Source organism: Pseudomonadaceae bacterium SI-3 (genome assembly GCA_004010935.1).
Taxonomy (GTDB): Bacteria; Pseudomonadota; Gammaproteobacteria; order Pseudomonadales; family Pseudomonadaceae; genus Stutzerimonas.
The window spans coordinates 1,061,736-1,086,014 of the sequence record CP026511.1; the positions used below are offsets into that span (position 1 = coordinate 1,061,736).

General features: G+C 62.4%; 22 protein-coding genes. 11 read left to right on the forward strand and 11 right to left on the reverse strand.

Annotated features, from left to right (window positions below; genetic code table 11):
- Nucleotides 1-84: 84 nt before the first annotated feature.
- The 5 genes from C1896_05095 to dksA form a co-directional block, all read right to left on the reverse strand.
- Nucleotides 85-1,506: a response regulator gene (locus C1896_05095; protein AZZ44337.1), complete on the reverse strand. Its 1,422-nt coding sequence runs from the start codon at nt 1,504-1,506 to the stop codon at nt 85-87.
- A 201-nt stretch (nt 1,507-1,707) separates the two neighbouring features.
- Entirely contained in the window at nt 1,708-4,662 is a 2,955-nt protein-coding gene (locus tag C1896_05100; protein ID AZZ44338.1) for an ATPase, read from the reverse strand.
- On the reverse strand, nt 4,646-4,822 hold the full coding sequence (locus C1896_05105) for a hypothetical protein (GenBank protein ID AZZ44339.1): 177 nt from the start codon (nt 4,820-4,822) through the stop codon (nt 4,646-4,648). The genes C1896_05100 and C1896_05105 overlap by 17 nt, the downstream gene beginning before the upstream one ends.
- A 120-nt stretch (nt 4,823-4,942) precedes the next feature.
- On the reverse strand, nt 4,943-5,833 hold the full coding sequence (locus tag C1896_05110) for a tRNA glutamyl-Q(34) synthetase GluQRS (protein ID AZZ44340.1): 891 nt from the start codon (nt 5,831-5,833) through the stop codon (nt 4,943-4,945).
- A 92-nt stretch (nt 5,834-5,925) separates the two neighbouring features.
- Entirely contained in the window at nt 5,926-6,369 is a 444-nt protein-coding gene (dksA, locus tag C1896_05115) for an RNA polymerase-binding protein DksA (GenBank protein AZZ44341.1), read from the reverse strand.
- A gap of 192 nt (nt 6,370-6,561) precedes the next feature.
- Here dksA and C1896_05120 point away from each other — a divergent pair, with 192 nt between their 5' ends.
- The gene (locus C1896_05120; protein AZZ44342.1) at nt 6,562-7,734 is read left to right on the forward strand and encodes an aminotransferase; all 1,173 of its coding nucleotides are present in this window, start codon (nt 6,562-6,564) and stop codon (nt 7,732-7,734) included.
- Nucleotides 7,734-8,441, forward strand: coding sequence for a DNA/RNA nuclease SfsA (locus C1896_05125; protein ID AZZ44343.1), 708 nt, complete (start codon nt 7,734-7,736; stop codon nt 8,439-8,441). The genes C1896_05120 and C1896_05125 overlap by 1 nt, the downstream gene beginning before the upstream one ends.
- Nucleotides 8,442-8,487: 46 nt before the next feature.
- On the opposite strand, the gene C1896_05130 is transcribed toward C1896_05125, so the two are convergent.
- The 6 genes from C1896_05130 to C1896_05155 form a co-directional block, all read right to left on the reverse strand.
- Entirely contained in the window at nt 8,488-9,807 is a 1,320-nt protein-coding gene (locus tag C1896_05130) for a sorbosone dehydrogenase (GenBank protein AZZ44344.1), read from the reverse strand.
- A gap of 32 nt (nt 9,808-9,839) precedes the next feature.
- Nucleotides 9,840-10,367, reverse strand: a complete 528-nt coding sequence (locus C1896_05135) for a methyltransferase (GenBank protein AZZ44345.1) — start codon at nt 10,365-10,367, stop codon at nt 9,840-9,842.
- A 63-nt stretch (nt 10,368-10,430) separates the two neighbouring features.
- On the reverse strand, nt 10,431-11,453 hold the full coding sequence (locus C1896_05140; GenBank protein ID AZZ44346.1) for a DUF2914 domain-containing protein: 1,023 nt from the start codon (nt 11,451-11,453) through the stop codon (nt 10,431-10,433).
- 134 nt (nt 11,454-11,587) lie between these two features.
- Nucleotides 11,588-12,082 (reverse strand): hypothetical protein, encoded by a 495-nt coding sequence (locus tag C1896_05145; GenBank protein ID AZZ47535.1) that lies wholly within the window; start codon nt 12,080-12,082, stop codon nt 11,588-11,590.
- Between the two features lie 1,296 nt (nt 12,083-13,378).
- Nucleotides 13,379-14,029: a DNA-binding response regulator gene (locus tag C1896_05150; GenBank protein AZZ44347.1), complete on the reverse strand. Its 651-nt coding sequence runs from the start codon at nt 14,027-14,029 to the stop codon at nt 13,379-13,381.
- Nucleotides 14,030-14,033: 4 nt separating this feature from the next.
- Nucleotides 14,034-15,398 (reverse strand): hypothetical protein, encoded by a 1,365-nt coding sequence (locus C1896_05155; protein AZZ44348.1) that lies wholly within the window; start codon nt 15,396-15,398, stop codon nt 14,034-14,036.
- A gap of 292 nt (nt 15,399-15,690) precedes the next feature.
- Here C1896_05155 and C1896_05160 point away from each other — a divergent pair, with 292 nt between their 5' ends.
- Genes C1896_05160 through C1896_05200 form a run of 9 tightly spaced genes read left to right on the forward strand, consistent with a single transcriptional unit; the run spans nt 15,691 to nt 24,251 of the window.
- On the forward strand, nt 15,691-16,773 hold the full coding sequence (locus tag C1896_05160; protein AZZ44349.1) for a chemotaxis protein: 1,083 nt from the start codon (nt 15,691-15,693) through the stop codon (nt 16,771-16,773).
- 21 nt (nt 16,774-16,794) lie between these two features.
- On the forward strand, nt 16,795-17,160 hold the full coding sequence (locus C1896_05165; protein ID AZZ44350.1) for a response regulator: 366 nt from the start codon (nt 16,795-16,797) through the stop codon (nt 17,158-17,160).
- A gap of 1 nt (nt 17,161) precedes the next feature.
- Complete coding sequence (locus C1896_05170; GenBank protein ID AZZ44351.1) at nt 17,162-17,485, forward strand: anti-anti-sigma factor; 324 nt, start codon at nt 17,162-17,164, stop codon at nt 17,483-17,485.
- 12 nt (nt 17,486-17,497) lie between these two features.
- Complete coding sequence (locus C1896_05175; GenBank protein ID AZZ44352.1) at nt 17,498-19,726, forward strand: chemotaxis protein CheA; 2,229 nt, start codon at nt 17,498-17,500, stop codon at nt 19,724-19,726.
- Between the two features lie 12 nt (nt 19,727-19,738).
- A complete protein-coding gene (locus C1896_05180) occupies nt 19,739-21,388 on the forward strand; it encodes a methyl-accepting chemotaxis protein (GenBank protein ID AZZ44353.1) in 1,650 nt (549 codons plus the stop codon).
- Between the two features lie 10 nt (nt 21,389-21,398).
- Entirely contained in the window at nt 21,399-21,914 is a 516-nt protein-coding gene (locus C1896_05185; GenBank protein ID AZZ44354.1) for a chemotaxis protein CheW, read from the forward strand.
- Nucleotides 21,915-21,916: 2 nt separating this feature from the next.
- Nucleotides 21,917-22,723 carry a protein-glutamate O-methyltransferase gene (locus C1896_05190; protein ID AZZ44355.1) on the forward strand — a complete coding sequence of 269 codons (807 nt, stop codon included), beginning with the start codon at nt 21,917-21,919 and terminating at the stop codon, nt 22,721-22,723.
- Entirely contained in the window at nt 22,720-23,199 is a 480-nt protein-coding gene (locus C1896_05195) for a chemotaxis protein (GenBank protein AZZ44356.1), read from the forward strand. Before C1896_05190 ends, C1896_05195 begins: the two co-directional genes overlap by 4 nt.
- A complete protein-coding gene (locus C1896_05200) occupies nt 23,196-24,251 on the forward strand; it encodes a chemotaxis response regulator protein-glutamate methylesterase (GenBank protein AZZ44357.1) in 1,056 nt (351 codons plus the stop codon). Before C1896_05195 ends, C1896_05200 begins: the two co-directional genes overlap by 4 nt.
- Nucleotides 24,252-24,279 lie beyond the last annotated feature (28 nt).

Consider the following 24,279-nt stretch of genomic DNA (forward strand, 5'->3'; position numbering starts at 1 on the left):
GTTGATCTGGCCCGAAGAGTCTGTAGCGTTCGTTACCGATGAACCCGCATTTTGTTACGTCTTGGTAGTGGGGGTAACAGCTCGCTACCCAGCCGTGGCCGATTTGCGTCGTGGGATCCCGAGCCGCTGACGACGCTCCCAAAGGCACTTGCGGCTGATGCCCAGCTTGCGTGCCAGCTCGGTCTCGGTCATGTGGTCCTGGTGCTCAAGTACGAAATGCTGAAAGTAGTCTTCCAGCGATAGATCCTCGGTCGGCTCGTTGCTGGTCGAGACAGCGGAACCTAGAAGGGCACCGGGTTCATCAAAATCCTCGTCGAGGGGGTCGAGCTCGATGTCGATACCCAGCAGCTCAGCACTGATTTCTTCGCTCTCACTGAGAATCGCCGCCCGCTCGATGGCATTCTCCAGTTCGCGCACGTTCCCCGGCCAGGTGTATTGCCGTACGGCCTGCTCGGCCTCTCGGGAGAAGTGCAACCCCTCGGTGGCCATGCGCGCACTCTGGCGTGCCAGGAAGGCCTTGGCGATTTCCAGCACGTCGGCGCCGCGCTCGCGTAGGGGGGGCAGTTTCAAGGCGATGACATGCAGCCGGTAGTAGAGGTCCTCACGAAATTGCCCATTCTTGGCCAGCGTTTTCAGGTCACGGTGGGTCGCGGCGACCAGGCGCACATCGACTTTTTGCGACTGGGTAGAGCCTACCCGCCGGATCTCGCCTTCCTGCAATACGCGTAACAACCGCGCCTGTGCTTCCAGAGGCAGCTCACCGATTTCGTCGAGGAACAGGGTGCCACCATCTGCGGCCTCGACCAGGCCGGCGCGACCCGCACTGGCGCCGGTAAAGGCCCCTTTCTCGTGACCGAAGAGTTCGGATTCGATCAGGCTTTCCGGAATGGCGGCGCAGTTGACTGAAATCATCGGCGCCTTGGCGCGACGGGAAAGGTTATGCAGCGCGCGGGCAACAAGCTCTTTACCTGTACCCGATTCGCCTTGGATCAGCACATTGGAGTCGGTTGGGGCGACCTTGCGTATCTTGCCGAACAAATCCTGCATCGGGCCGCAGCGTCCGATGATGCCAATCTCACCATTGATCGAGTCGTCTGTCTTGCCGGCAACGGGCGTGGCGCTGCGCGACGCCTCAGCCGGCGCCGAGGCGGCCTGCTGCCGATCATGAAGAATGCGCGCCACGGTCTGCAGCATCTCGTCGTGGTCAAAGGGCTTGGCGATGTAGTCCACTGCCCCCATTTTCATCGAGTCCACTGCCGACCGTAGGCTGGCGTAGCTGGTCATGATAAGCACGGGAGTGCCTTCGGCCAGCTTGATCAGTTCGGTGCCGGGCCTGCCAGGCAGACGCAGATCGCTGACGATGAGATCAAAGGAGGGAATGCTGAAGCGCTCTTGTGCCTCCTGCACCGAGCCGGCTTCACTCACCTCGTACTGGTTGCGCTCGAGCAGTCGGCGCAGGGCGGAGCGGATAATGGTTTCGTCTTCGACGATCAGAATATGGGACATCAGTACTCTCTCGACGGTCTGAAGGCGGCTACACGGTGGTGGGAACGGCGCCAAAAGAGGGCTCGTTCCCGAACCTGTGCTAGTTGCCGCGCTGCGGCTTGGTGCGGGGTGCCAGTGTCATCTTCATCCAGGACGCGGCGGGGCCAGCTATACGCTGGGCCGCCCATGGTCGAGACTTGGCAGAAAACGGCCGGTGCCTCGTCATTCACCGGAATCTGTGGCCTCGACATGACGCGGCAAAGTGATGCGGAAACGCGTGCCGCGTTGGGTTTCCGGGTCGGCCGGGCTGTCAATATTGATCTGCCCATAATGCTCTTCCACGATCGAATAGACCAGTGCGAGGCCCAGCCCTGTCCCTTCACCTGGATCCTTGGTGGTGAAGAACGGCTCGAAAAGCCGATCCTGAATCGCCTGCGGAATGCCGCTACCTTCGTCTTCGACGATGAGATAGACAGTCTGTTCGGACACTTCGCTGCGTACTCGGATCGCGCCGCCGGGCTCGGATGCGTCGCGTGCGTTGGACAGCAGGTTGATCAGCACCTGAGCGAGGCGCTGCGGGTCGCCTTCTGCCAGATGATCGGGGTCGCAGAGGTTGAAGAATCTCACCTCGGTTCCCCGCCGGTTGAGTGAGAGCAGGGCAATCGCATCTTGCGCCACCTCTGCCAGGCTTACGGGGTACCGGTCCTGTTGTCTGCCGCCGGCATGGGCGAAGCTCATCAGCGACTGGACGATGCGTGAGACGCGTTTGGTCTGCTCGACGATCTGGTTGCTGATCTCGATGATCTCGGGGTCTGCCTCGCGCTCCTCGCGCAGGTTCTGCGCCAGGCAGGCGATGCCTGTGATCGGGTTGCCAATTTCGTGAGCGACCCCCGCCGCCAACCGACCAATGCTGGCCAAACGTTCGGAGTGAACGAGGCGGTCCTCCAGCTGTTGGGTTTCGGTGAGGTCTTCGATCAGCAGTACCAAACCGCTACTGCCGGGCGCCAACGGTTCGGCGATCGCGGCCTTGTGCAGGTTCAGGCAGCGGCTATGACCGTCCAGCTGCAAGCGTTGTTTATGCAGGTGCTCCTCGCGCTGCTGGGTGAAATCGCTTAGCAGGCTCTGCCAGGGCTCGGCGATGGTCGACAGGCGAGAGCCCACCACCTGCAGCGCGGGAATTTCGGTGAGCTCTTCCAGGGCTTTGTTCCACATCAGGATTTCCTGGTCCTTGGCCAGCGAGCACACGCCCATCGGCAGCTCCTGCAGGGTCTGCCGGTGATAACGGCGCAGGGCATCGAGTTCGGCAGCAAGGCCGGTAAGGCGTGAGTGATAGTCCTCCAGGCGACTCTCGATGAAATGGATGTCTTCGGTCACATAGCTGTCTGCACCGTTCTTGTACGAGAGAAAATTCTCAACGATGTCCTGGGCGACGCTCGGCCCCATCAGTCCGGACAGGTTTGCCTCGATGCGATCGCGCAGCCGGCGCAAGGCATAGGGGCGATGCTCGTCGAAGGGCAGTTGCAGATCCCGCAGCGCCTGTTCCACCTCCCGCTGCGCAGTCTTGGCGCCCAGCGGCTTGGCGAGCTGAGTGGCGAACTCCTGCGGCGAGGCGGCTGCCAGCTCACGACGTTGAGGTCGGCGCACGTTTTCCACCGCGCAGGCTTCTGCTGCGGCTTGCTCCTCGGCGCTGGTCTCGGTGAACAGCGATAACAGCGAAAACGCCAGCACGTTGACCGCCAGAGAGGCGATCGCCGCCAGGTGCCAGCTGGTGTCGTCGAGCACGTAGACCACGTTGAATAGCGGGATGTAGAAGCCATCGAGGTTGCCGACCAGCGGCAGCAGCATGGTCACAACCCAGACGGCAATACCGGCGAGCAGCCCAACGATGTAGCCACGACGGTTGGCGGTCGGCCAATAGAGCACTGAAAGCACGCCGGGCAGGAACTGCAGGGTCGCCACAAAGGCGACAATGCCCAGGTTTGACAGGTCCTGCTCGGCGCCCAGCATCAGATAAAAGCCGTAGCCGGCCATGATGATGGCGAGGATCAGGCTGCGCCGGGTCCATTTCAGCCAGCGATAGATGTTGCCTTCGGTAGGAGGTTGGTAGAGCGGTAACACGAGATGGTTGAGCGCCATACCCGACAGGGCCAGGGTGCTGACAATGATCAGACCGCTGGACGCTGAAAGTCCGCCGACAAAGGCCAACAGCGTCAATGCCTCGCTCTGCGCCGTAATACCGAGGCCGAGGGTGAAATATTCGGGGTTGGTGCTGACGCCAAGTTTGAGCCCGGCCCAGAGAATCAGCGGCACGGCCAGGCTCATCAGCAGCAGATACAGCGGCAGGCCCCAGCTGGCGCTGACCAGCGCGCGCGGGTTGAGGTTTTCGGTAAAGGTCATGTGATACATGTGCGGCATGACAATCGCCGAGGCGAAGAACACCAGCAGCAGGGTGCGCCAGGGCCCTTCCTGCAGCGGCGTATGCAGCGCCTGCAATGCCGACTGGTTCTGCAACAGCCAGATTTCCAGCTGATGCGGCCCACCGAACACGACAAACAGCGCGTACAAACCGATGGCGCCGAAGGTCAGCAACTTGACCACCGATTCGAACGCGATGGCGAAGACCAGCCCTTCGTGCTTCTCCCGTGTGGCGATATGCCGGGCGCCGAAGAGAATGGTGAACAGCATGATCATCACGCAATAACCCAGCGCGACCCGTTCCTGCAGGGGCTCGAGGGTGAGAATCCCGATGGCATCGGCGACCGCCTGGATCTGCAAGGCGAGTAGCGGCAGCATGCCAATCAGCATGACCACCGTGGTCAGCGCGCCGCTCCAGGTGCTGCGGAAACGGAAGGCGAACAGATCCGCTAGTGAGGCCAGCTGGTAGGTTCGGGTGATACGCAGTATCGGATAGAGCAGGACCGGCGCCAGTAGAAACGCACCGCACACGCCCAGGTAGGTGGCGAGGAACCCGTATCCATACTGATAGGCCAGGCCCACCGTGCCATAAAACGCCCAGGCACTGGCGTAGACGCCGAGGGACAGGGTGTAAGTGAGCGGGTGCCGAATGACCCAGCGCGGGATCAGTCCTCGCTCGCTGATCCAGGCCACCCCGAACAGCACCAGCAGATAGGCGACACTGATCAGAATCAGGTGGCTGAGGCTAAAGCTCGTCTGCATCGCGTTGACTCTGAAGAATGAAGGTCACCACGATGAGGATCAGCCACAACAGATAAGGCCGGTACCACGCGCCGTTGGGGTCAATCCACCAGTCCATGATTGCAGGGGAAAACAAATAGATCCCCACCACCAGGAGCAGCACCAGTCGGTAGATGTACATGCTGGAACTCGTGTCGAAAGTAGGCGGATGGTAAAGGAAGCGGCAAGCGGCAAGCCACAGGCTGGCGGAAAAGAGCGTCGCACGTCGGTTTTGCCCATATTAAGAGGCACGGATGTCGCCTCAGCGAAGCTGCGACTCGGCCAGGGTTCGACAGCGCGGGATGCGCTCAGCATTCCAGTGGGCTGTCGCCCAAGTCAGCACCTCGTTGGGCAGGGCGTCACTCAGCTCGCTTGGAGTGGGTTGGCCAAGCGCGCGCAGCGCACGCAGTAACAGTGGTGTGGCTTCAGCCGGTTGCAGCGGCGGTGAGCGGTAACGTTTTCCCAGTTTATGGCCGTCGGGCTGAATGATCAGAGGGACATGCAAGTAGCGCGGGTGTGGCAGGCCAAGCAGGTCCTGCAGAAAGAGTTGCCGCGGGGTCGAGTCGAGCAGATCGGCACCGCGGACGACGTCGGTCACGCCCTGCCAGGCATCATCGAGCACCACCGCCAGCTGATAAGCAATCAGCCCGTCTCTGCGGCGGATAACGAAGTCGCCCACTTCGCGGGCCAAGTCCTGGCTGTACTGGCCCTGGACGCGATCGCTGAAGCTGTAGGTCCGATCCGGCACGCGCAGGCGGATGGCGGCGTCAGGGGTGTCGCGGCCGGCTTCACGGCAGAAACCCGGGTAGAGTCCGGCGAACGCCTGCAATTGCTTGCGCGAGCAGGTACAGGCATAGGCATGGCCGTCCTGCCTGAGGCGATCGATCACCTCGTTATAGACGTCAAGCCGTTCGCTTTGGCGGACCATCTGGTCATCCCATTGGAAACCGTAGGCTTCCAATGCCTGCAGAATCGAGGTCTGCGCCCCCGGCATTTCTCGCGGCGGATCGAGGTCTTCCATGCGCAACAGCCAACGGCCGCCAACGGCACGGGCATCGAGATAGGAGGCGAGGGCAGCGATCAACGAGCCGAAGTGCAGATAGCCGCTGGGGGTCGGCGCGAAGCGACCTATGTAGGAAGAGGGTGTGGACATGGGCCGGCTCGGGTAAGGGGCGTCGAGGCGGGGTGAAGCAAAGGCGCGGGAGGCCGAAAATGAAGCGGGGCGCCGTAGCGCCCCGTTCGGGATCAGGAACCGATCTGCTTTTCCTTGATCTCCGCCAGCGTCTTGCAGTCGATGCACAGCGTAGCGGTCGGACGGGCTTCCAGACGGCGAATGCCGATCTCGACGCCGCAGGAATCACACCAGCCATACTCGTTGTCTTCGATCAGCTGCAGCGTCTCGTCGATCTTCTTGATCAACTTGCGCTCGCGATCACGGGCGCGTAGTTCCAGGCTGAATTCTTCTTCCTGGCTGGCGCGATCGGCCGGATCGGGGAAGTTGGCCGCTTCGTCCTGCATGTGATGCACGGTTCGGTCGACTTCCTCCATCAGCTCCAGCTTCCACTTATTGAGGATGCCGGTGAAGTGAGCGCGCATGTTGTCGCTCATGTATTCCTCGCCCTTGGACTCCTTATAGGGAACGAAGGCGCGGATCAATTGGTTGCTGGGTGTCGTTTTAGTAATGGGCATGGATGAACGCCTCTCGCTATGTCCATTGCGCAGGATAGTGAATCCCTCTGCCGGCCCGTGCCGGCCCTGCGGCTGCAAGCGGGCGAACTTACCAGATCGTATCGGGGTGCGCTACTCCCGAATATCACGGTGGCTGCGGTGTCAGGGGGACCTTCGGTAGAATTCACGTTTTGTACTCGTCAGGAAGGTCAGATGACCTCGTCATATAGCGCGCGTAGCCGTGCAATCGAACCCTTTCACGTCATGGCATTGCTGGCCCGGGCCAACCAATTGCAGGCGTCTGGACATGACGTCATTCACCTGGAGATCGGAGAGCCGGACTTCAGCACCGCCGAGCCCATCGTCGCGGCCGGTCAGGCTGCCCTCGCGGCTGGTCATACCCGCTACACCGCCGCCCGTGGGCTGCCGCAGCTGCGCGAGGCGATTGCCGGTTTCTACAAGCAGCGCTATCAACTGTCTATTGACCCCGAACGCGTGCTGATTACTCCCGGCGGGTCCGGTGCGCTGCTATTGGCCAGCAGTTTGCTGGTCGACCCAGGCAAGCACTGGCTGTTGGCCGACCCGGGGTATCCCTGCAACCGGCACTTCCTGCGCCTGATCGAAGCTGCCGCGCAGCTGGTGCCGGTCGGCCCGGATGTGCGTTATCAGCTGACGGCCGATCTGGTCGAGCGTTACTGGGACAAGGACAGCGTGGGCGCCCTGGTGGCTTCGCCGGCCAATCCCACCGGTACCTTGCTGACACGGGACGATCTGGCGGGCCTGTCGGCTGCGTTGAAAAGCCGCGGCGGGCAACTGGTGGTGGACGAGATCTACCACGGCCTCACCTATGGCACCGATGCGGCCAGTGTGCTGGAAGTCGACGACTCGGCGTTCGTGCTGAACAGCTTTTCCAAGTACTTCGGCATGACGGGCTGGCGCCTCGGTTGGCTGGTCGCGCCACCTCAGGCGGTCAGCGAACTGGAAAAGCTGGCGCAGAACCTCTACATCAGCGCGCCGACCATGGCCCAGCATGCCGCCCTGGCCTGCTTCGAGCCGGCCACCCTGGAAATCCTCGAAGCGCGTCGCGGCGAATTTGCCAAGCGCCGTGATTTTCTGCTGCCCGCATTGCGCGAGTTGGGCTTCGGCATTGCGGTGGAGCCGGAAGGGGCTTTCTATCTCTACGCCGATATCAGCGCCATCGGCGGTGACGCTTACACGTTCTGCCAGCACATGCTGGAAACCGAGTTTGTCGCCATCACGCCGGGGTTGGATTTCGGGCGGCACCAGGCCGGTCACCATGTGCGTTTCGCCTATACGCAGGATTTGCCCCGGCTGGAGCAGGCGGTTGAGCGCATTGCGCGTGGCCTGCGGAGCTGGAAAGGCTGATGCAGTTCACAACGCCTCTGGAGCAGGGTCGGCTGGTTCGGCGCTACAAGCGTTTCCTCGCCGATGTCGTTACCGACGCCGGCGAGCACCTGTGCATCCACTGTCCGAATACGGGCTCGATGCTCAATTGCATGAGCGAGGGCGCGCGCGTCTGGTTTCAGCGCAACAGCGATCCCAAACGCAAACTGCCTGGCACCTGGGAACTGGTTGAAACCCCGCAAGGGCGGCTTGCCTGCGTCAACACGGCACGGGCCAATCGACTGGTCGAAGAGGCGCTGCTGGCCGGAGTGATCGGGGAATTGAACGGCTTCACTGCGCTCAAGCGTGAGGTGGCGTACGGCATCGAGAACAGCCGCGTGGATTTCCGCCTGGACTATCCCGCAGGACCCGCATTCGTCGAAGTCAAAAGCGTGACCCTGGGCTTCGCTGATACGGCTGTTGCGGCCTTTCCCGATGCGGTGACGGACCGCGGCGCTCGCCATTTGCGCGAACTGGCGGTGCTGGCCCGTCAGGGCGTATGGGCGGTACAACTGTATTGCGTCAACCTCACTGGAATCGATGCCGTGCGCCCTGCCGGCGAGATCGACCCGCGCTACGCCGCCGCGCTGCGGGATGCAGTGGAGGCGGGCGTCGAAGTGCTGGCCTATGGCGTCGAACTGTCGCCGAGAGAGATCCGGCTGGTGCGTCCCTTGCCGGTCATTCTGTAAGCAGACCTGTAGCGACCGGCTGGGCCCCGGTCGCGATCCTCTCCCTTCACCGGCCGCTGGGTGTGATCCGCCAGATCACGTTCCCGACGTCATCGGCCACCAATAGCGCGCCGGCCTTGTCCACTGCGACGCCCACCGGGCGACCCATGGCCTGCTCATCCTCGTTGAGAAAGCCGGTCAGCACGTCTTCGGCTGTGCCGTCCGGCTCGCCATCCTTGAAGGGTACGAAAACCACTTTATAGCCACTGCGCGGCTTGCGGTTCCATGAACCATGCTGGCCGATGAACGCGCCGTGACGGTAGCGCTCGGGCAACAGCGAGCCTTCATAGAAGGCCAGTCCGAGAGAGGCTGTGTGTGCGCCAAGTGCGTAGTCGGGCATGAGGGCTTTGGCCACCAGATCCGGGCGCGGCGGCTTGACCCGCTCGTCGACGTGCTGACCGTAATAGCTGTAGGGCCAGCCGTAGAAACCGCCGTCTTGTACCGATGTCATGTAATCGGGCACCAGATCGCTGCCGATTTCGTCGCGCTCGTTGACGGTGGTCCACAGCTCGCCGCTGTCTGGTTGCCAGGCCAGACCATTGGGGTTGCGCAGGCCCGAAGCGAACAACCGCATCGTCTTATCGTGCGGGTCAATCTCAAGAATGGCCGCGCGGTTTTCCTCGGCCTCCATGCCGTTTTCACCCACGTTGCTGTTGGAGCCGCTGGTAACGTACAGCCTTGATCCGTCGGGGCTGGCGATGACGTTCTTGGTCCAATGGTGGTTGATCGGCCCGGCTGGAAGGTCGACCACTTTCTCACCCGCCGCGTCGATCCTGGTCGCACCTTGCTTGTAGGGGAAGCGCACCAGTGCATCAGTGTTGGCGACATACAGCTGATCGCCTATGAGCGCCATGCCGAACGGTGAGTGCAAACCCTCGAGAAATACCGATCTGTCTTCGAGCGTGCCGTCACCATCGCGATCACGCAGCATCGTAATACGGTCGGCGCTTTTGCCGCCGGAGCCCGCCCGCGCCATGACCTTTTTCATGATCCAGCCACGAATGCCCTGGCCGTCGTCCGGCTTCGCGGGCGCATTGCTTTCGGCCACGAGCACGTCGCCATTGGGCAGCACATAGAGCCAGCGCGGATGATCGAGGTTGTCAGCGAACGCCTGGACTTGCAGGCCGGGAGCCGCTTGCGGCGAGCGATCCGCGGGCCACCAGGTGGCCTCGGCGATGTTGACGGTCGGGATCAGCGACTTATTCGGCTCGGGCAGCGCCGGGGCCGGGCCGTAGCCAGCTTCGACTGGCAGTGTGGCGGTATCGCCGCAGCCGGCCAGGCCAAGCATAAGCGCCCCGGTTGTTAGGTAAGCGTAACGGCTAGGCATGGTCTGTTCCTATGTGATGATCGCAGCTGGACTCATGGGGCATTGTCCTGATCACGCCCCCTCTTGTGGGTACTGGCCGATCTATGCGCTGCATGTTGTTCCAGGCGAGGCATCACCAGAAAGATGACCAATGCGAAGGCCGTCGTCATCACTGCGGTGGACTCATGACCCAGCCCCGTGGCGACGCCGATGGCCGCGGTCAGCCAGATTCCCGCCGCCGTGGTAAGACCTTTGACGTCCTCCACCGAACTGCCCTTGAGAATAGTGCCGGCGCCCAGAAAGCCAATACCGGTGATGATGCCTTGCATGACCCTAGACAGATCTTCGATCGGCATCCCCGCTTCCAGTGGCACCAGAACGAAGAGGGCGGCACCCAGCGATACCAGCATATGGGTGCGCAGGCCGGCGGCCTTGCCCTTGTATTCACGTTCGTAGCCGAGCACGCCACCCAAAAACGCGGCCAGGACCAGCCGTACGGAGACGCGAATCGCATGCTCGAAGTCGGGGATGTCGGAAAATTCCGAGGCGACGGTGCGGCTCAGGATATCCCACCATTCCATGCATTCCTCCCTTGGGCTTAGCGGACGTGCTTTGCCGTTCGAGTACCGCCTGGCTTCAGCGGTTCATTCCACGACCTCGAAGCGCAGCATGCCGATCATTTGCCCTGCCTCGGTCATCACCCGCACGCGCCATTTACCTTCGGCCTGCTTTGGAAAGTTGCGCTTGTGGGTCCAGGCACGATAGCCGGCCTCCCGGCCACCGCTGATGTCCAGCGGGATGCGGTCGACCCGCTTACCGTTGTGCGTCCATTCATGGTAGATGCGTTCTTTCAGGCCGCGCGGCGCGTTGATTGCGGTAAATGCGTAGAGGCCATTGCTGTGCAACTGTTGGCTGGAGATTTCACGCAGACGATTGCCAGGCTTGCGCGAGGCATCATCGAGGGTCGTGGTCACTGCGACATCCGTCAGCCAGAGCGTTGCCGGCGGCACCCAGGCGCGTCCCACCCAACCGGCCAGACCGACCACGGCAGCGAGCGCCAGCACCCCCAGCACGCTTCTCCAGTTCCACGAAGCAAACAAGCCGCTGAGGCTCGGCAGTGCGAGTACCACGGCGATGCCCAATGCCCAGAGATAACTTTGCGGTGTCGACAGGTGAAAGATGATCGGTAGCGCAGTGAGTAGAACGGCAAACAATGTCAGCGCATGAAATGCCAGATAGACCCAGCGTCGCGGCGCGAGCCACTTGTAATAGATCGGATCGACCAGCGAGACCAGCGCTGCCACGCCCAGCATCACGGTGAACGCGGCCTGGCCACTGTTCCAGGTCGTGGTGATGAAAAAGAACGGGATGATGAAGAACAGGCTTTCCTGATGGACCATTTGCGTCACATAGCGCAGCAAAGGCGGTGGCACCTTCCAGCCGAAGCGGCGTTCCAGACCGGCGCGTAGGCTTTTCTCCAACATCAGCCAGAGCCAGCTGAACAGCATCAAGGCGGCGATGACCTTGGCCAGCCCGGCGTGGCGCTCGACCAGCACAAAACTGGCCAGGCCCGAACAGAAACCAAAGAGTGCAACCGTGCCGGGGTAGCGGCGAATCAGCCGCGAGGCCAGCTCGAACAGGCTCAAGAAGCGGGTCTTCAACGACATGACGACTTCACAGTGAGGGGTGTCTCCGATTGATACGAGGCAGACGCCGGACGAGCGAGGGGCTCATCGTTGTTCTGTAGGCAGTCTATTGTGCTTGAGTTCCCGGGCTGCCGTTCAGGCATCGCAGCGGCTGACTATGCCGAGCCGTGGGAGATCGGAGGGATTGCCTGATCAATGGCCGCACACAGGCGATCATAGGCGCGGGCGGTCTCCGGTGTCAGGCGGATCAGTGGTAGACCGATGGTCTGGCAGAGCTCATCGACGAACGCGTTGGCCTCGTCAGGCTGCTCCATTTCGATGGCGCAACAGGGCGTCAACGTCTGCGGGTCGCACAATAGGAAATCGAACCGTGCCGCGGAGATGCGGTTGACCGCCTGATACCAGGGCGCACGCCGCGGAACCGCTGTGACTTCGACCACATCGGCGACACGCACCTTGCATAGAATCAGGAAGCGCTCACCCACGGCCTGCTGCAACAGGGCCAGTAGTTCCTGCTCGCTCGGCTGAAAAAACGGCTCTTGCAGCCGGTAGGGCATGCGCAGCGCCGGGTGGTTGTACTGACGCTGCTTGATAAAAAAGACCAGCGCAAAGCAGACAAATGCCACTAGCACCAGAGCCAGGAAACTCATCATCGAGCGGCCTCCGGCACTGACGGCTGCGAGCTTGCAGAAACGAGCCATGACGGCATGGAAGAACTCCGGTACGGCAAATGTAACTATTGGAGGAGGCGACCCCGGTGAAGTTCGTTACACCGCGAACACCGTTCAGCGATGCGAGCGCCGCCTTGGAACGCTCTCAGATAGTTATCCCATATATCTGTTAAGTGTTCTGTGGATAACCTTGGGGTCAACAGCCCGGCGCCACAAGCTGCGCCGCTTTCCGTCGCTTGGTCAACTTTTGATCAGGCCGCCGCTACAGGTGAAAACACACAGCTAAGCGGTTTTTGCAATCTCAAAACAGGCCCATTCGCGGGTGTTCGTGCGTATGCATAACGTGAGGTTAGGACTTATCCCCGATTGCTGTGGAGAGTGCTGTGGATAAAGGAAGGTGAACCCTGCCGAAACGCCGTCATATCTAGGCTGTAGCTGATCGGTCGTTTTTTATACAGCGGTACGGCGGACAATCGGCCAATTGCTCACTGCCAGGTGGAGGCAGCGCCCAGCGTGTCGCAGCTAAGCGGTAGGTCGTTCAGCAAGTGGACCAGCGGCTGCCGTGATTCGCGTTGCTGGACCGCGCCGGGAGACTGCGCGCTCGTTCAGGCCCTGTTGCGCGATTTCGATGACTCCGTCCGCTGCGGCTGGTGCGTGATGCCGTCCATTGGAAACATGGCCAGTGATACTGGCGCCGCGAAATGTGCCCGGCGAACGCCAGGATTCCCTACGGCCAAAACGTCAGCAGCGCTCGCCAATGCAGACACCATTGATCCCTAAGGCGTAGTTGGCAAACAAGCTCTGGATCATTTCAAGACTGGGCATGGGCGGCTCCTCGTTATTGAAAACAAGCCTAGTCGCTTCCCGACGGCATGCCCTTTAGCTTTTGTTGATCGCTTCGATAGCCCTCGTGACAAACTTATCCCCTTAGTCTGTGCAAGCTTCTGTGCATAACCTATTAGTGACCTTCGCAAACAGGCGGTATCACTGGCGTTGCGGGCGCTGATCAAGAACTGATCAGCTTACGCCTGAGTAGCGTTAAGTGGTTGTTACGCGGAGTATTTTGCTTGACAGCGACTGCGTGGTGAGAGCTGGGAGCGCAGCCGTTTATTGTCCAGTATTACTGTGGGGCTCTCTGTGGATAACGTGCGGAAACGAAGCGCCAGGGCGCGCTACGACTGGTGTGTAGCTGGCTGGTCGTAAAATGAACAGCTGTGGCCGGGGCTGACGCTCTGATTGGAAGTCATGGCGAGTGGCGCGCGGCCGACAAGCCTTTCAGTCATCGGTACTGACAAGACCTTTGCGCAGCGCATACAGCACCAGCGAGGGCACATCACGCAGTTTGAGACGATCCATGATCTGCGCCCGGTGCGCATCTACCGTCTTCACGCTCAAGCCCAGGCCGCTGGCGATATCACGCGTCGAAACGCCGCGCACGATCAGCCGCAGGATTTCAACCTGGCGTGGCGTCAACGACGGAGCGCCAGGCTGCTCGCGCTGGCCGCCTTCGATCACCGCCGACTGGATGACTGTCTGCGCGATACCGGGGCTGAGGTACGACTCGTTGCGCGACAGAGCCCTCAATGCCAGCTCCAGCTCCTGCGCGGCGGCGTCCTTGAGCAGGTAACCGCTGGCACCCAGGCGCAGCGCCTGCAGGACGTAGTCGGGCGTCGTGTGCATCGACAGAATCAGGAACTGCACATTGGGGAATTCGGTGCGCCACTGACGCAGGGCATCCAGGCCGCTCATGTGTTTCATGCTGATATCCAGTAACAGGATGTCAGGCTTGAGTTCGGTGAGGATGGTGTGAACCTCGCTGCCGTCGGCTCCCTCGGCTACCACCTCGTATCCCGGCTGGTCTTGCACCAGCGCCCGTAGGCCTGCTCTGACCAGTCCATGATCGTCAATCAGTGCTACCCGTTTCATGCATCTACTCCGTGGTGCGGGGATGGGCTGCTATCGGCAAGCTCACGGTTACCCGTGTGCCCACCCCGCTGAGGCTTGCTATGTTCAGTTCTCCGCTCAATGCAGCGACGCGCTCTTCCATGCTGGTCAGGCCCAGACTTAGAGCGCGTGCACGAGCCGCTCGAACGTCGAAGCCGACGCCGTCATCAATGATTTCGACGCGCAGGGCATCGTCTGTGCGGCAGATGAGCACGTCCACACGGCCGGCGCAGGCATGGCGGGCAACGTTGTTCACCGCTTCCTGAACGATGCGGAACGCCACCAGGGCGACATCGGGAGAAAGGTCGACCGTTTTGCCCTCGAGCTTAAGCGACCAACGGGTGTGCGCAGCTTCGAGGAAGCGCGACAGATGCCACTGCACGGCAGCCTGCAACCCGAGCGTCTCGAGCTGCAGGGGATGCAGTGCCAGCGACAGGCTGCGAACCTTGCCCAGCGCCTCGTCGGCGGCATCACTGAGCAGGCCGGCCAGCTTGGCCAGCGCCGGTTCATGGGCCAATGACAAGCGCAGCCGCTGCAGGTGCAGCTTGAGGGCGGTCAGCTGCTGGCCGATGTCGTCATGCAGGTCGCGGGCGAGCTGGCGGCGCTGGCTTTCCTGCACCTCCATCAGCCGCTGCGACAGATGTTGCAGCCGCTGGTTGGCCTGTTCCAGCTCGCGCTGCATTCGCTCCGATTCGCTGATGTCACGCAACAGCAGCAGCACATCATGGTACCCGTCGTTTTCCAGTAGCAGCTCGCATACTTCGGCCTGAAACGGGGTGCCGTCGACGCGCAGCAGGATGACGTGTCGAAAGCACAGCGGGCTGATCACGCCGCACTGCAGGCGGTCCAGTCGCTCGGTTTCGCGTGCCCGCAGATGCGGGGCAATGTAGGGCTGCCATTGGCCGGTGACCGAGGGAGCCTCGCCTTTCGGATCGAACAGGCTGCCGGCCGCCGCATTGCAGAAGCGGACCTGTCCGCTGCGGATGATCACCACGCCGTCGGGTAGGCTGGCGACCATCCGCTCGTAGATCCGCGGCGAATAGGTGCCGGTCGGCTCGGCTGGCGGCGAAGGAGCAACGTCCGCGTCGCGGGTGCTTGCCGCTCCGGCGGCAGTTGATTGTTGCGCCCGCATCGAACGGAGCATGACCTGGATGGCCAGCCACCACAGCGCCGAAGACAACAGCAGCGCCAGCAGGCTCCAGACGATGGCCACCGAGGGCTGAGCACCCATCAACAAGCCGCCCAGCAGCACAAAAGCCGCATGCAGCGTAGCGATGGCCCAGGGCATCCAGCGCAACAACTGCGGGGAAGGGCCTAGCCGGTCAGCAATGTCCGATACACGCTCCGTCATTTGAGAACTGTTACCTGTGGTCGATGGGTGCCGCTGTGTGCGGCGCCCCCAGGGGTAGCTGTTTTTCTGCGCGAGCGCTCTATTCAGCCTAGTCCGCGCGCAGTTCCTCGCAAACGTGCAGCCGGATGATGACGTAAGGCGGTGTATGCATGCCCCCGGCAGCGGCGGCGGAAACTTTAGGGCTCCGACACCTTAGGACACCCTAGGGCCGCCTAGGGTTTTGCCTGATACCGCCGTTGATGGCGGCTGCCTATCGTGCCGGTCATTCGACTCTGCCCTGCGAGGCCGCACTGTGTTTGCCTACCCTGCACTCTGGATTGGAATCGCCACCGGGCTCGCTGGCCTGGCCCTGGGCTCGCCCTGGATCGCTGGCACGGGCAGCGCTGTCTGCGTGGCTGCGGCAGTCTTTCTCAAGCCGCGAGCGTCTCGCGCGGCGATCAACTCCGAGCCAGTGGTCGCAGCGCCGGCTGCCGCCCCAGCGGTGGAGCCGCTGCTCAATGCCGTGTTACCGACCTGGGACAAGAACCTCGGGCAGGTGCGCGATATTCAGCAGAACAGCGTGCGCCAGCTGTTCGAACACTTCGCCGGATTGTCGGCTCGCCTCAGTCAGACCCTGAGCAATTCGGACAATGTGATCGGCGGCGATGGCATGGCCAGCAGTCTGCGCCAGGCGCAGAACCGCCTCAATGAAGTGACCTCGGCGTTCCACGCCGCCAGCGGCCGCAAGGCCGAACTGCTGGGCACCATTTCCGACCTCAACGGCTACGCGGCTGAGCTGCAGTCGATGGCCAAGCACGTGCAGGACATCGCCAGCCAGACCAACCTGCTCGCGCTCAACGCCGCCATTGAGGCGGCCCGGGCCGGGGACTATGGCCGTGGTTTCTCGGTGGTCGCCGACGAGGTGCGCAAGCTGTCGACGCTGTCGGCCGAGACCGGCCAGCGGATGGGCAACAAGGTCAGCGAAATCAACCAGGCGATCCGCGCCACTGTCACCGCGGCAGACGAACTGACCACCAGCGAGCGCGACAACCTGAGCTACCTCGACAGCGTGGCGGGTGACGTCATGCAAGGGCTGGGGCAGAGCCTCAATGAACTCTCGGTCACCTCGTTGCAGCTGCAGCAGGAAACCCGCGTCACCCAGGCGACCATCGAGGAGATCGTGGTCAGCCTGCAGTTTCAGGACCGTACTGACCAGATGCTCGACCACCTGCAGCACGACATGCAGCGTCTCGACCAGGCAGTGCGTGCCGGCGACAACAGCGTGAACGACCCGCAGCGCTGGCTGCGCGAGCTGCACCAGCACTTCACCACCGACGAGGAGCGCCACGGCAAGACCCGTAGCAAGAGCGCTGCCGACGACGTGACCTTTTTCTGATTCAACAAGGAGCATCACCACATGGCCAAGACCATTCTCATCGTCGACGACTCGCTCTCCATGCGCCAGCTGGTGAAGATGACCCTCACCGGCGCGGGTCATCAGGTCATTGAGGCCGTTGATGGCAAGGACGCGCTGACCAAGCTAAACGGGCAGAAGATCAACCTGATCATCAGTGACGTGAACATGCCGAACCTCGATGGCATCGGCCTGGTGAAGGCGGTCAAGGCCAATGCGGCCTACCGCTTCACGCCCATCGTCATGCTCACCACCGAAAGCGAGCAGGGCAAGAAGGCCGAGGGCCAGGCCGCCGGTGCCAAGGCCTGGATCGTCAAGCCGTTCCAGCCGCAGCAACTGCTGACAGCTGTCGACAAGCTGGTCGGCTGACATGCTCGAACTCACTTACGACCGCAGCGTGGAGCCGGCCCGGCTTCGCCTGTCCGGCAGCCTGACCATCTACGAGGTCGGCGAGGCCCATGCGACCTTGCTGAGCATGCTGGCAAAGCCTGAGGCAAACCCCTGCCTGCTCGACCTCGAGGCGCTCGAAGAACTCGACACCGCCGGGGCGCAGCTGCTGCTCGCGACCCAGCGTCATTTCGAGGCGGCCGGCGGCAGTTTGAAGGTGCAGGGACCGGCCGCCGCGGTGACCGAGGTGCTCGAGCTGTTGCGCCTTGAAACTCTGTACCCCGACGTCCTACTGGCTCATCGCTGAAAGGAAACCGTGATGCTTGATGGCGAACAATGGAGCCAGCTGTTGCTGAGCTTTGTCGAGGAGGCCCGCGATCTGGCCAAGCAGGCCGAAGAGTACCTGCTGCTGCTTGACGAGTGCCCCACCGATGAACAGTCGATCAACGGGCTGTTCCGCGCAATGCACACGCTCAAGGGCTCGGCGGGCCTGTTTTCGCTCGCGCCGCTGGTGGGCTTTACCCATCACCTGGAAAACCTGCTCATGGCGGTACGTGACGGTGCGCAGAGCCTGTCGCCAGAACTGATCTCGCTGATGCTGCGCTGCCTGGATGAAATCAGCGCGATGATCGAGCTGATCGATACCGACAAGGGCGAGCTGCTGGTCGACGACAGCCGCCACCAGCCGCTGCTTGCCGAGCTCGCCAGCTGCATCAACGCTGCGCCCCTGGCGCCGCAGATCCCGGTCGTCATGCTGCCCGAAGACAGCTGCAACAGCCGCGGGGGGCTGGAACGCTGCGCCAGCTGCGACGCCGATGGCGCCTGGCACATCTCGTTGCGCTTTCATGCCGATCTGCTGAGAAACGGCTTCGAACCCAGTTCGTTCGTCCGCTTTCTGAGCCGCCTGGGCGACATCCTGCATCTACAGACAATCAGTGAATCGTTGCCCTCGCTGGCCGAACTGCAGCCGGAGACCTGTTACCTCGGCCTCGAAATCGCGCTGTGCACGCCGGCCAGCAAGGGCGAGATCGAGGAAGTTTTCGAATTCATAGAGGACTTCTGCACCCTGCGCATCCTGCCGCCGACCAGCGAGCTCGAGGACTATCTGCAGCTGATCCGTGACCTGCCCGAAACCGATGCACAAATCGGCCGGATCCTGGTCGCCAGTGGCCTGTTGACCGAGCGCGAACTTGAAGAAGGCCTGGCCCTGCAGGCCGCGGAAACGGTCGAGGTCAAGTCGCCGCTGGGCACGGTGCTGGTGAATGAAGGCATCGTCGCCCCCCAGGCGGTGAACGCCGCCCTGGCCAAGCAACAGGTTGCCCGTGAAAAGCGTAGTCAGGAAAACAGCCAAATCCGTGTGGCTGCAAACAAGCTGGACGAACTGATCAACCTGGTTGGTGAGCTGGTCATCAGCGCGGCCGGTGCACAGCTGCGTGCGCGCTCGCATGGCGATGCCAATTGCATCGAGAGCACCCAGACCGTCAACCAGCACGTCGAGCTGATCCGTGAAGCTGCTCTCAAGCTGCGCATGATCGAGATCGGCGACACCTTCAACCGCTTCCAGCGCGTGGTGCGCGATGTCAGCCAGCAACTGGGCAAGGATATTCGTCTGGATATCCGTGGCGCGGACACCGAGCTCGACAAGGCGGTCATCGACAAGCTGGCCGACCCCCTGACGCACTTGGTGCGCAACGCCATCGACCACGGTATCGAGTCAGCAGAAGGCCGCGTCGCCGCTGGTAAACCGGTCGAAGGCCACCTGCGACTGAACGCCTATCACGAGTCGGGCATGATCGTGATCGAGGTCGGCGATGACGGGCGCGGCCTCAACACGGCGCGCATCCGTGAGAAAGCAATCGCGCGCGGCCTGATCGATGCAGCATCAAACCTGCCCGAACAGGACATCCAGGCGCTCATATTCGCCGCCGGGTTCTCCACCGCCGAGAGCGTGTCCGACCTGTCCGGACGAGGCGTGGGGCTGGATGTGGTGCGCAGCGCTATCGACGCCTTGCGCGGCACCATAGAGATTGATTCCCGTGAAGGTCTGGGCTGCACCTTCCGCATCCGCCTGCCGCTCACTCTGGCGATCATCGATGGTTTCCTCGTCAGCCTTGGCGACGACTATTTCGTCATCCCGCTGGACATGGTCACCGAGTGTCTGGAGATGGACGCCGAGCAACTCAGTTCAGGCGCCTACGGCTACCTCAATCTGCGCGGCAAGCCGCTGCCCTGTCTGTCCCTGGCCGCCCACTTCAACCTGGCGGAAAGTCACGCCAAACGCCGCAACATCATTGTCGTCAGCCAGGGCCGGCAACAGGCCGGGCTGATCGTCGATCACCTTCACGGTGAACTGCAAACCGTCATCAAGCCGCTCGGGCAGCTGTTCCAGCACCTGCAAGGCATTGGTGGCTCCACCATCCTGGGAACCGGGCAAGTAGCCCTGATCCTGGATATCCCCAGCCTGTTCCGTTACCTGCAAAACCACGTCGACGCGAATCCTGCTGCCCAGCGCATCAGCCAATCCCGCCAGGACCTCGCAGGCCAGTAAGGAGAAACAACCATGAACGTATTCGGTAACTTCAAGATAGGGACGCGTCTGATCGCGGGTTTCCTGATAGTGGTGGCACTGACCATTACCGTGGGCATGCTGGGTATACGTAACCTTGAACACGTCAGCGAGTTGTCCGACCAGATGTATGACCGCGAGTTGATCTCGCTGAACAACATCCAGTCGGCCAATGTGCAGCTGATCTATGTTGGACGTGGTCTGCGTTCGAGCCTGCTGGCCACCAGCCTGGAGGAGCGGGACTCTTCCATCAAACTGACCCGGGACGCGATCAGCAAGATGTACGAGCACATCGAGCTCACCCGCACCAGCTTCGTGACGCCCGAAGGCATCGCCCAGTTCGAGTCGCTCAGTGAGCCGATGGCCGCCTACGTGCGGACCGTCGAGCAGGCCCTAAAGCTGCGCGAAGCCTCCAGCGAGGTGCGCCCGGCCGACGAGCTGACCGTGATGCTGCCGCAACTGCGTGAGACCGGAAACAAGGCCGACGATCTGCTGACTGCCCTGGTTGAGCGTAAGGTCGCCAATGCTAAGGAAGCCAATGAACAAATCACGAGCATCTATCTTAGCTCGCGGACCCAGATGATCGGCTTGGTGATCATCGCGGCCTTGCTGGGCTTCGGCATCGGCATTCTGGTCACACGCAGCATTACCCGGCCGCTCAACCGCGCCGTGTCGGTTGCCGATGCGCTTGCGGCTGGCGACCTCAGTGTGCAGGTGGAAGTGAACAGCAAGGACGAGACGGGCCAGTTGCTCAACGCCATGAAGAACATGGCCGAGCGGCTGCGTAGCGTGATGGGCGATGTGCGCAGCGCTGCCGATTCCCTGTCCTCGGCTTCGGAGGAAGTCAGTGCCACCTCGCAATCGCTCAGTCAGGCGGCTAGCGAGCAGGCGGCGGGCGTCGAGCAGACCACCGCGTCGGTGGAGCAGATGTCTGCATCCATCGCGCAGAACACCGAAAGCGCCAAGATCACCGACAGCATTGCCGGCAAGGCCGCCAATGACGCCGTAGCCGGTGGCCGGGCAGTGCGCGATATGGTCGTTGCGATGAAGCAGATCGCGGACAAGATCGGCATCATCGATGACATCGCTTACCAGACGAACCTGCTGGCGCTCAACGCGGCCATCGAGGCGGCGCGGGCCGGTGATCATGGCAAAGGCTTCGCGGTGGTCGCCGCGGAAGTGCGCAAGCTGGCCGAGCGCAGCCAGGTGGCCGCGCAGGAGATTGGTGGCGTGGCCGGCAGCAGCGTGCAGCTGGCCGAGCAGGCCGGTCGCCTGCTCGACGATATCGTGCCGAACATCCAGCGGACTTCGGACCTGGTGCAGGAAATCACCGCGGCATCCCAGGAGCAGAGCACCGGCGCGGGCCAGATCAATATCGCCATGGGGCAGATGAACCAGATCACCCAGCAGAACGCCTCGGCGTCCGAAGAGCTGGCTGCCACCTCCGAGGAGATGAACGCCCAGGCCTCGCAACTGCTGGAGCTGATCGGCTTCTTCCGTCTCGATGCGCGCGATGGGCTCGCTCAGGGCCTCGGTCGCCAGCTACAGGCACCCAGCGTCAAGCCCAGCGGCAACCGCTCGGTGCGCAGCATCCGCAAGCCGACCGCCATGGCTGATGACAGTCAGTTCGTCAGCTTCACATAAGGGGGCGCAGATGAATTTTCCACAGGTAAGCGGTGCCGCCAGCACCGCGCCGGCTGACATCCAGCACCTGTCGTTCCGGGTGCGCCAGGCACGCTACGCGTTGCCGATCGAGCTGGTACGCGAAATCATCGAGTACGGGCAGATCACCGGCGTGCCGATGATGCCGGCGTGCATTCACGGCGTGATCAACCTGCGCGGCAACGTGGTGCCGGTGCTGGACCTGGCCGCACGCTTCGGTATGGAGCGCACGGTGCCGAGCAAGCGGACCTGCATTGTGATCATCGAGCTGGACCTGAACGATGCGCTGCAGCGCATCGGCCTGGTGGTCGATGCGGTCGACGCCGTGCTGGATATCCAGGCTGCCGACGTCGAGCCCGCACCAGGGTTCGGCGCTGGGATTCGGACAGAATTCATTGCCGGCATGGCGCGCGACGAGCGGGGTTTCACCATCATTCTGGACGTGCGCAAGGTGTTGTCGCTGGACGACATCCTGCAGATCAGCCAGGCGATGGCGCAGGCGAGCTGAGCATGCCGACGTCGAGCCTGCCGGTGCTGGGCGAGCAGGAGTTCCGGTTCCTGCAGCAGCTGATGGTCGAGGCGTCGGGTATTCATCTGAGCGACAGCAAGCGGCCGTTGGTGGCAGGCCGCCTGATGCGCCGGTTGCGGGCTCTGAACCTGAGCAGCTACCGCGACTACCTGTTGCTGCTCAAGGATCCGACGAAGCAGGCCGAGCAACGCTTGGTGATCGACCTGCTGACCACCAATGAAACCTACTTCTTTCGTGAGCCGCAGCATTTCCAGTTCCTGGCCCGTTGGCTGGACGGCCGGCGCGAGCCGTTGCGCATCTGGAGCGCCGCCTGTTCGTCGGGTGAAGAACCCTACACCCTGGGCATGGTGCTGGCCGAGCATGGGCCGGCGGAGTGGTCGATCCTTGGCAGCGACCTCAGCCGCACGGTGCTGGAAAAGGCCGAGGCTGCGATCTATCCGCTGGACGAGGCGAGCAACTTTCCGCCTGGCTGGCTCAAGCGCCACTGCCTGCGCGGTATCGGTGAGCACGAGGGCGCCTTTCGCTTCGGTCAGGAGTTGCGGGAGCGGGTGCGCTTTCGCGAACTGAACCTGATGCGGCCGTTGCCTGAAGACATCGGCCGCTTCGATGTGATCTTCCTGCGCAACGTGCTCATTTATTTCAGCGCCGAGGACAAGCGAGCCATCGTTGCCCGCCTGATCGAACGCCTGCGCGTCGGCGGCTTGCTGTTTATCGGCCATGCGGAAAGCCTGCATGGGTTCGGACTGCCGCTGCGCAGCGTCGCTTCTTCGGTATTCGAGCGCCTATGACCGCGCCTCGTTTTCTCATGCCTGGCGAGTACTTGTTCGGTCCGCTTCAGGAGCCGGTGGCCACGCTGCTTGGCTCGTGTGTCGCCGTTACCCTGTGGCATCCGCGGTGTCGCCTGCTTGCCGTAAGCCATTTCGTCGTGCCCCGCAGCGCCTCCGACCAGGATGACACGCGCACCGGCGAAGCGGTGTTCGCGCGGCTGCAGCGCGACATGGTTAGCCACCGCACCGCGCCGGAGGAATACCGCAAAGGGCTCTATGGTGGCGGCACCTGCTTGCAGCCAGGCCGGCGCAACAGCCTGCAGATCGGGCTGATGAATATCGCGTTCGCCCGTGAGCAGTTCGCCTTGCTCGGTTGGCGCGTCGACGATGAGCAGCTCGGTGGCTTGGGTTATCGACGATTGTCAGTCGATGGCCGAGACGGACGCCTGAGCTGTCAGTCGTTCACCACGGCCAACCTGCTGGAGGGCACCGCATGATCAAGGTGTTTATCGTCGATGACTCAGCACTGGTGCGGCAGGTCTTGTCGGCCTGTCTGGAAAGCCATCCGAATATCGAGGTGATTGGACAGGCGGCCGACCCACTGTTCGCGCTGGAGAAGATGCAGCGCAACTGGCCCGATGTGCTGGTGCTCGACGTCGAAATGCCGCGCATGGACGGCATCACCTTTCTGCGTAAGCTGATGGCCGAGCGGCCGACACCGACCATCATCTGTTCGACCCTGACCGAGGCGGGCGCGGCCATCACGCTCGAAGCGTTTGCAGCGGGCGCCGTTGGCGTTTTCACCAAGGCGCGACTCGGTCTTAAAGACAGTCTGCTGCAGCTCTCCAGCGACCTGATTAAACAAATCCAGCAGGCCGCCGCGACCCGTCCACGGGTGGTGGCTGCACGCACCGCGACGGTAGCGGCACCGGCGCGCCCGGCGGAGCCGACCAGCAACGCCCTGACCACCACCGACAGGGTCGTTGCCCTGGGTACGTCCACTGGCGGCACCCAGGCTCTGGAGCTGGTGCTCAAACAGCTGCGCGTCGATTCGCCGGGCATCGTGATCGTCCAGCACATGCCAGAAAAATTCACTGCCGCCTTCGCTCAGCGTCTCGACAGCCTCTGCCAGATCGAGGTGCGTGAGGCCCGCCATCTGGATCGCGTGCGCTCTGGGCTGGCGCTAGTGGCACCCGGCGGCAAGCACATGCAGCTGAAACGCAGCGGCGCGCAGTATTTCGTCGAGGTGCTCGACGGGCCTCCAGTCAACCGGCACAAGCCGTCAGTGGACGTGCTGTTTCGCTCTGTCGCCCGACATGCCGGGCATAACGCGCTGGGTGTGATCATGACCGGCATGGGCGACGACGGCGCCCGTGGACTGCTGGCCATGCGCGAAGCCGGCGCCCGCACGGTGGCCCAGGACGAAGCCAGCTGTGTCGTTTTCGGAATGCCCAAGGAGGCCTTGCAGCTGGGTGCGGCGCAGTGCACCGAGTCGCTGGAAAACTTGTCTCGCCTGATCACCGACTATGCACGCGCACCGCTTGCATGACGGCGGTTGCGCTTGGCGGGTACGCCGG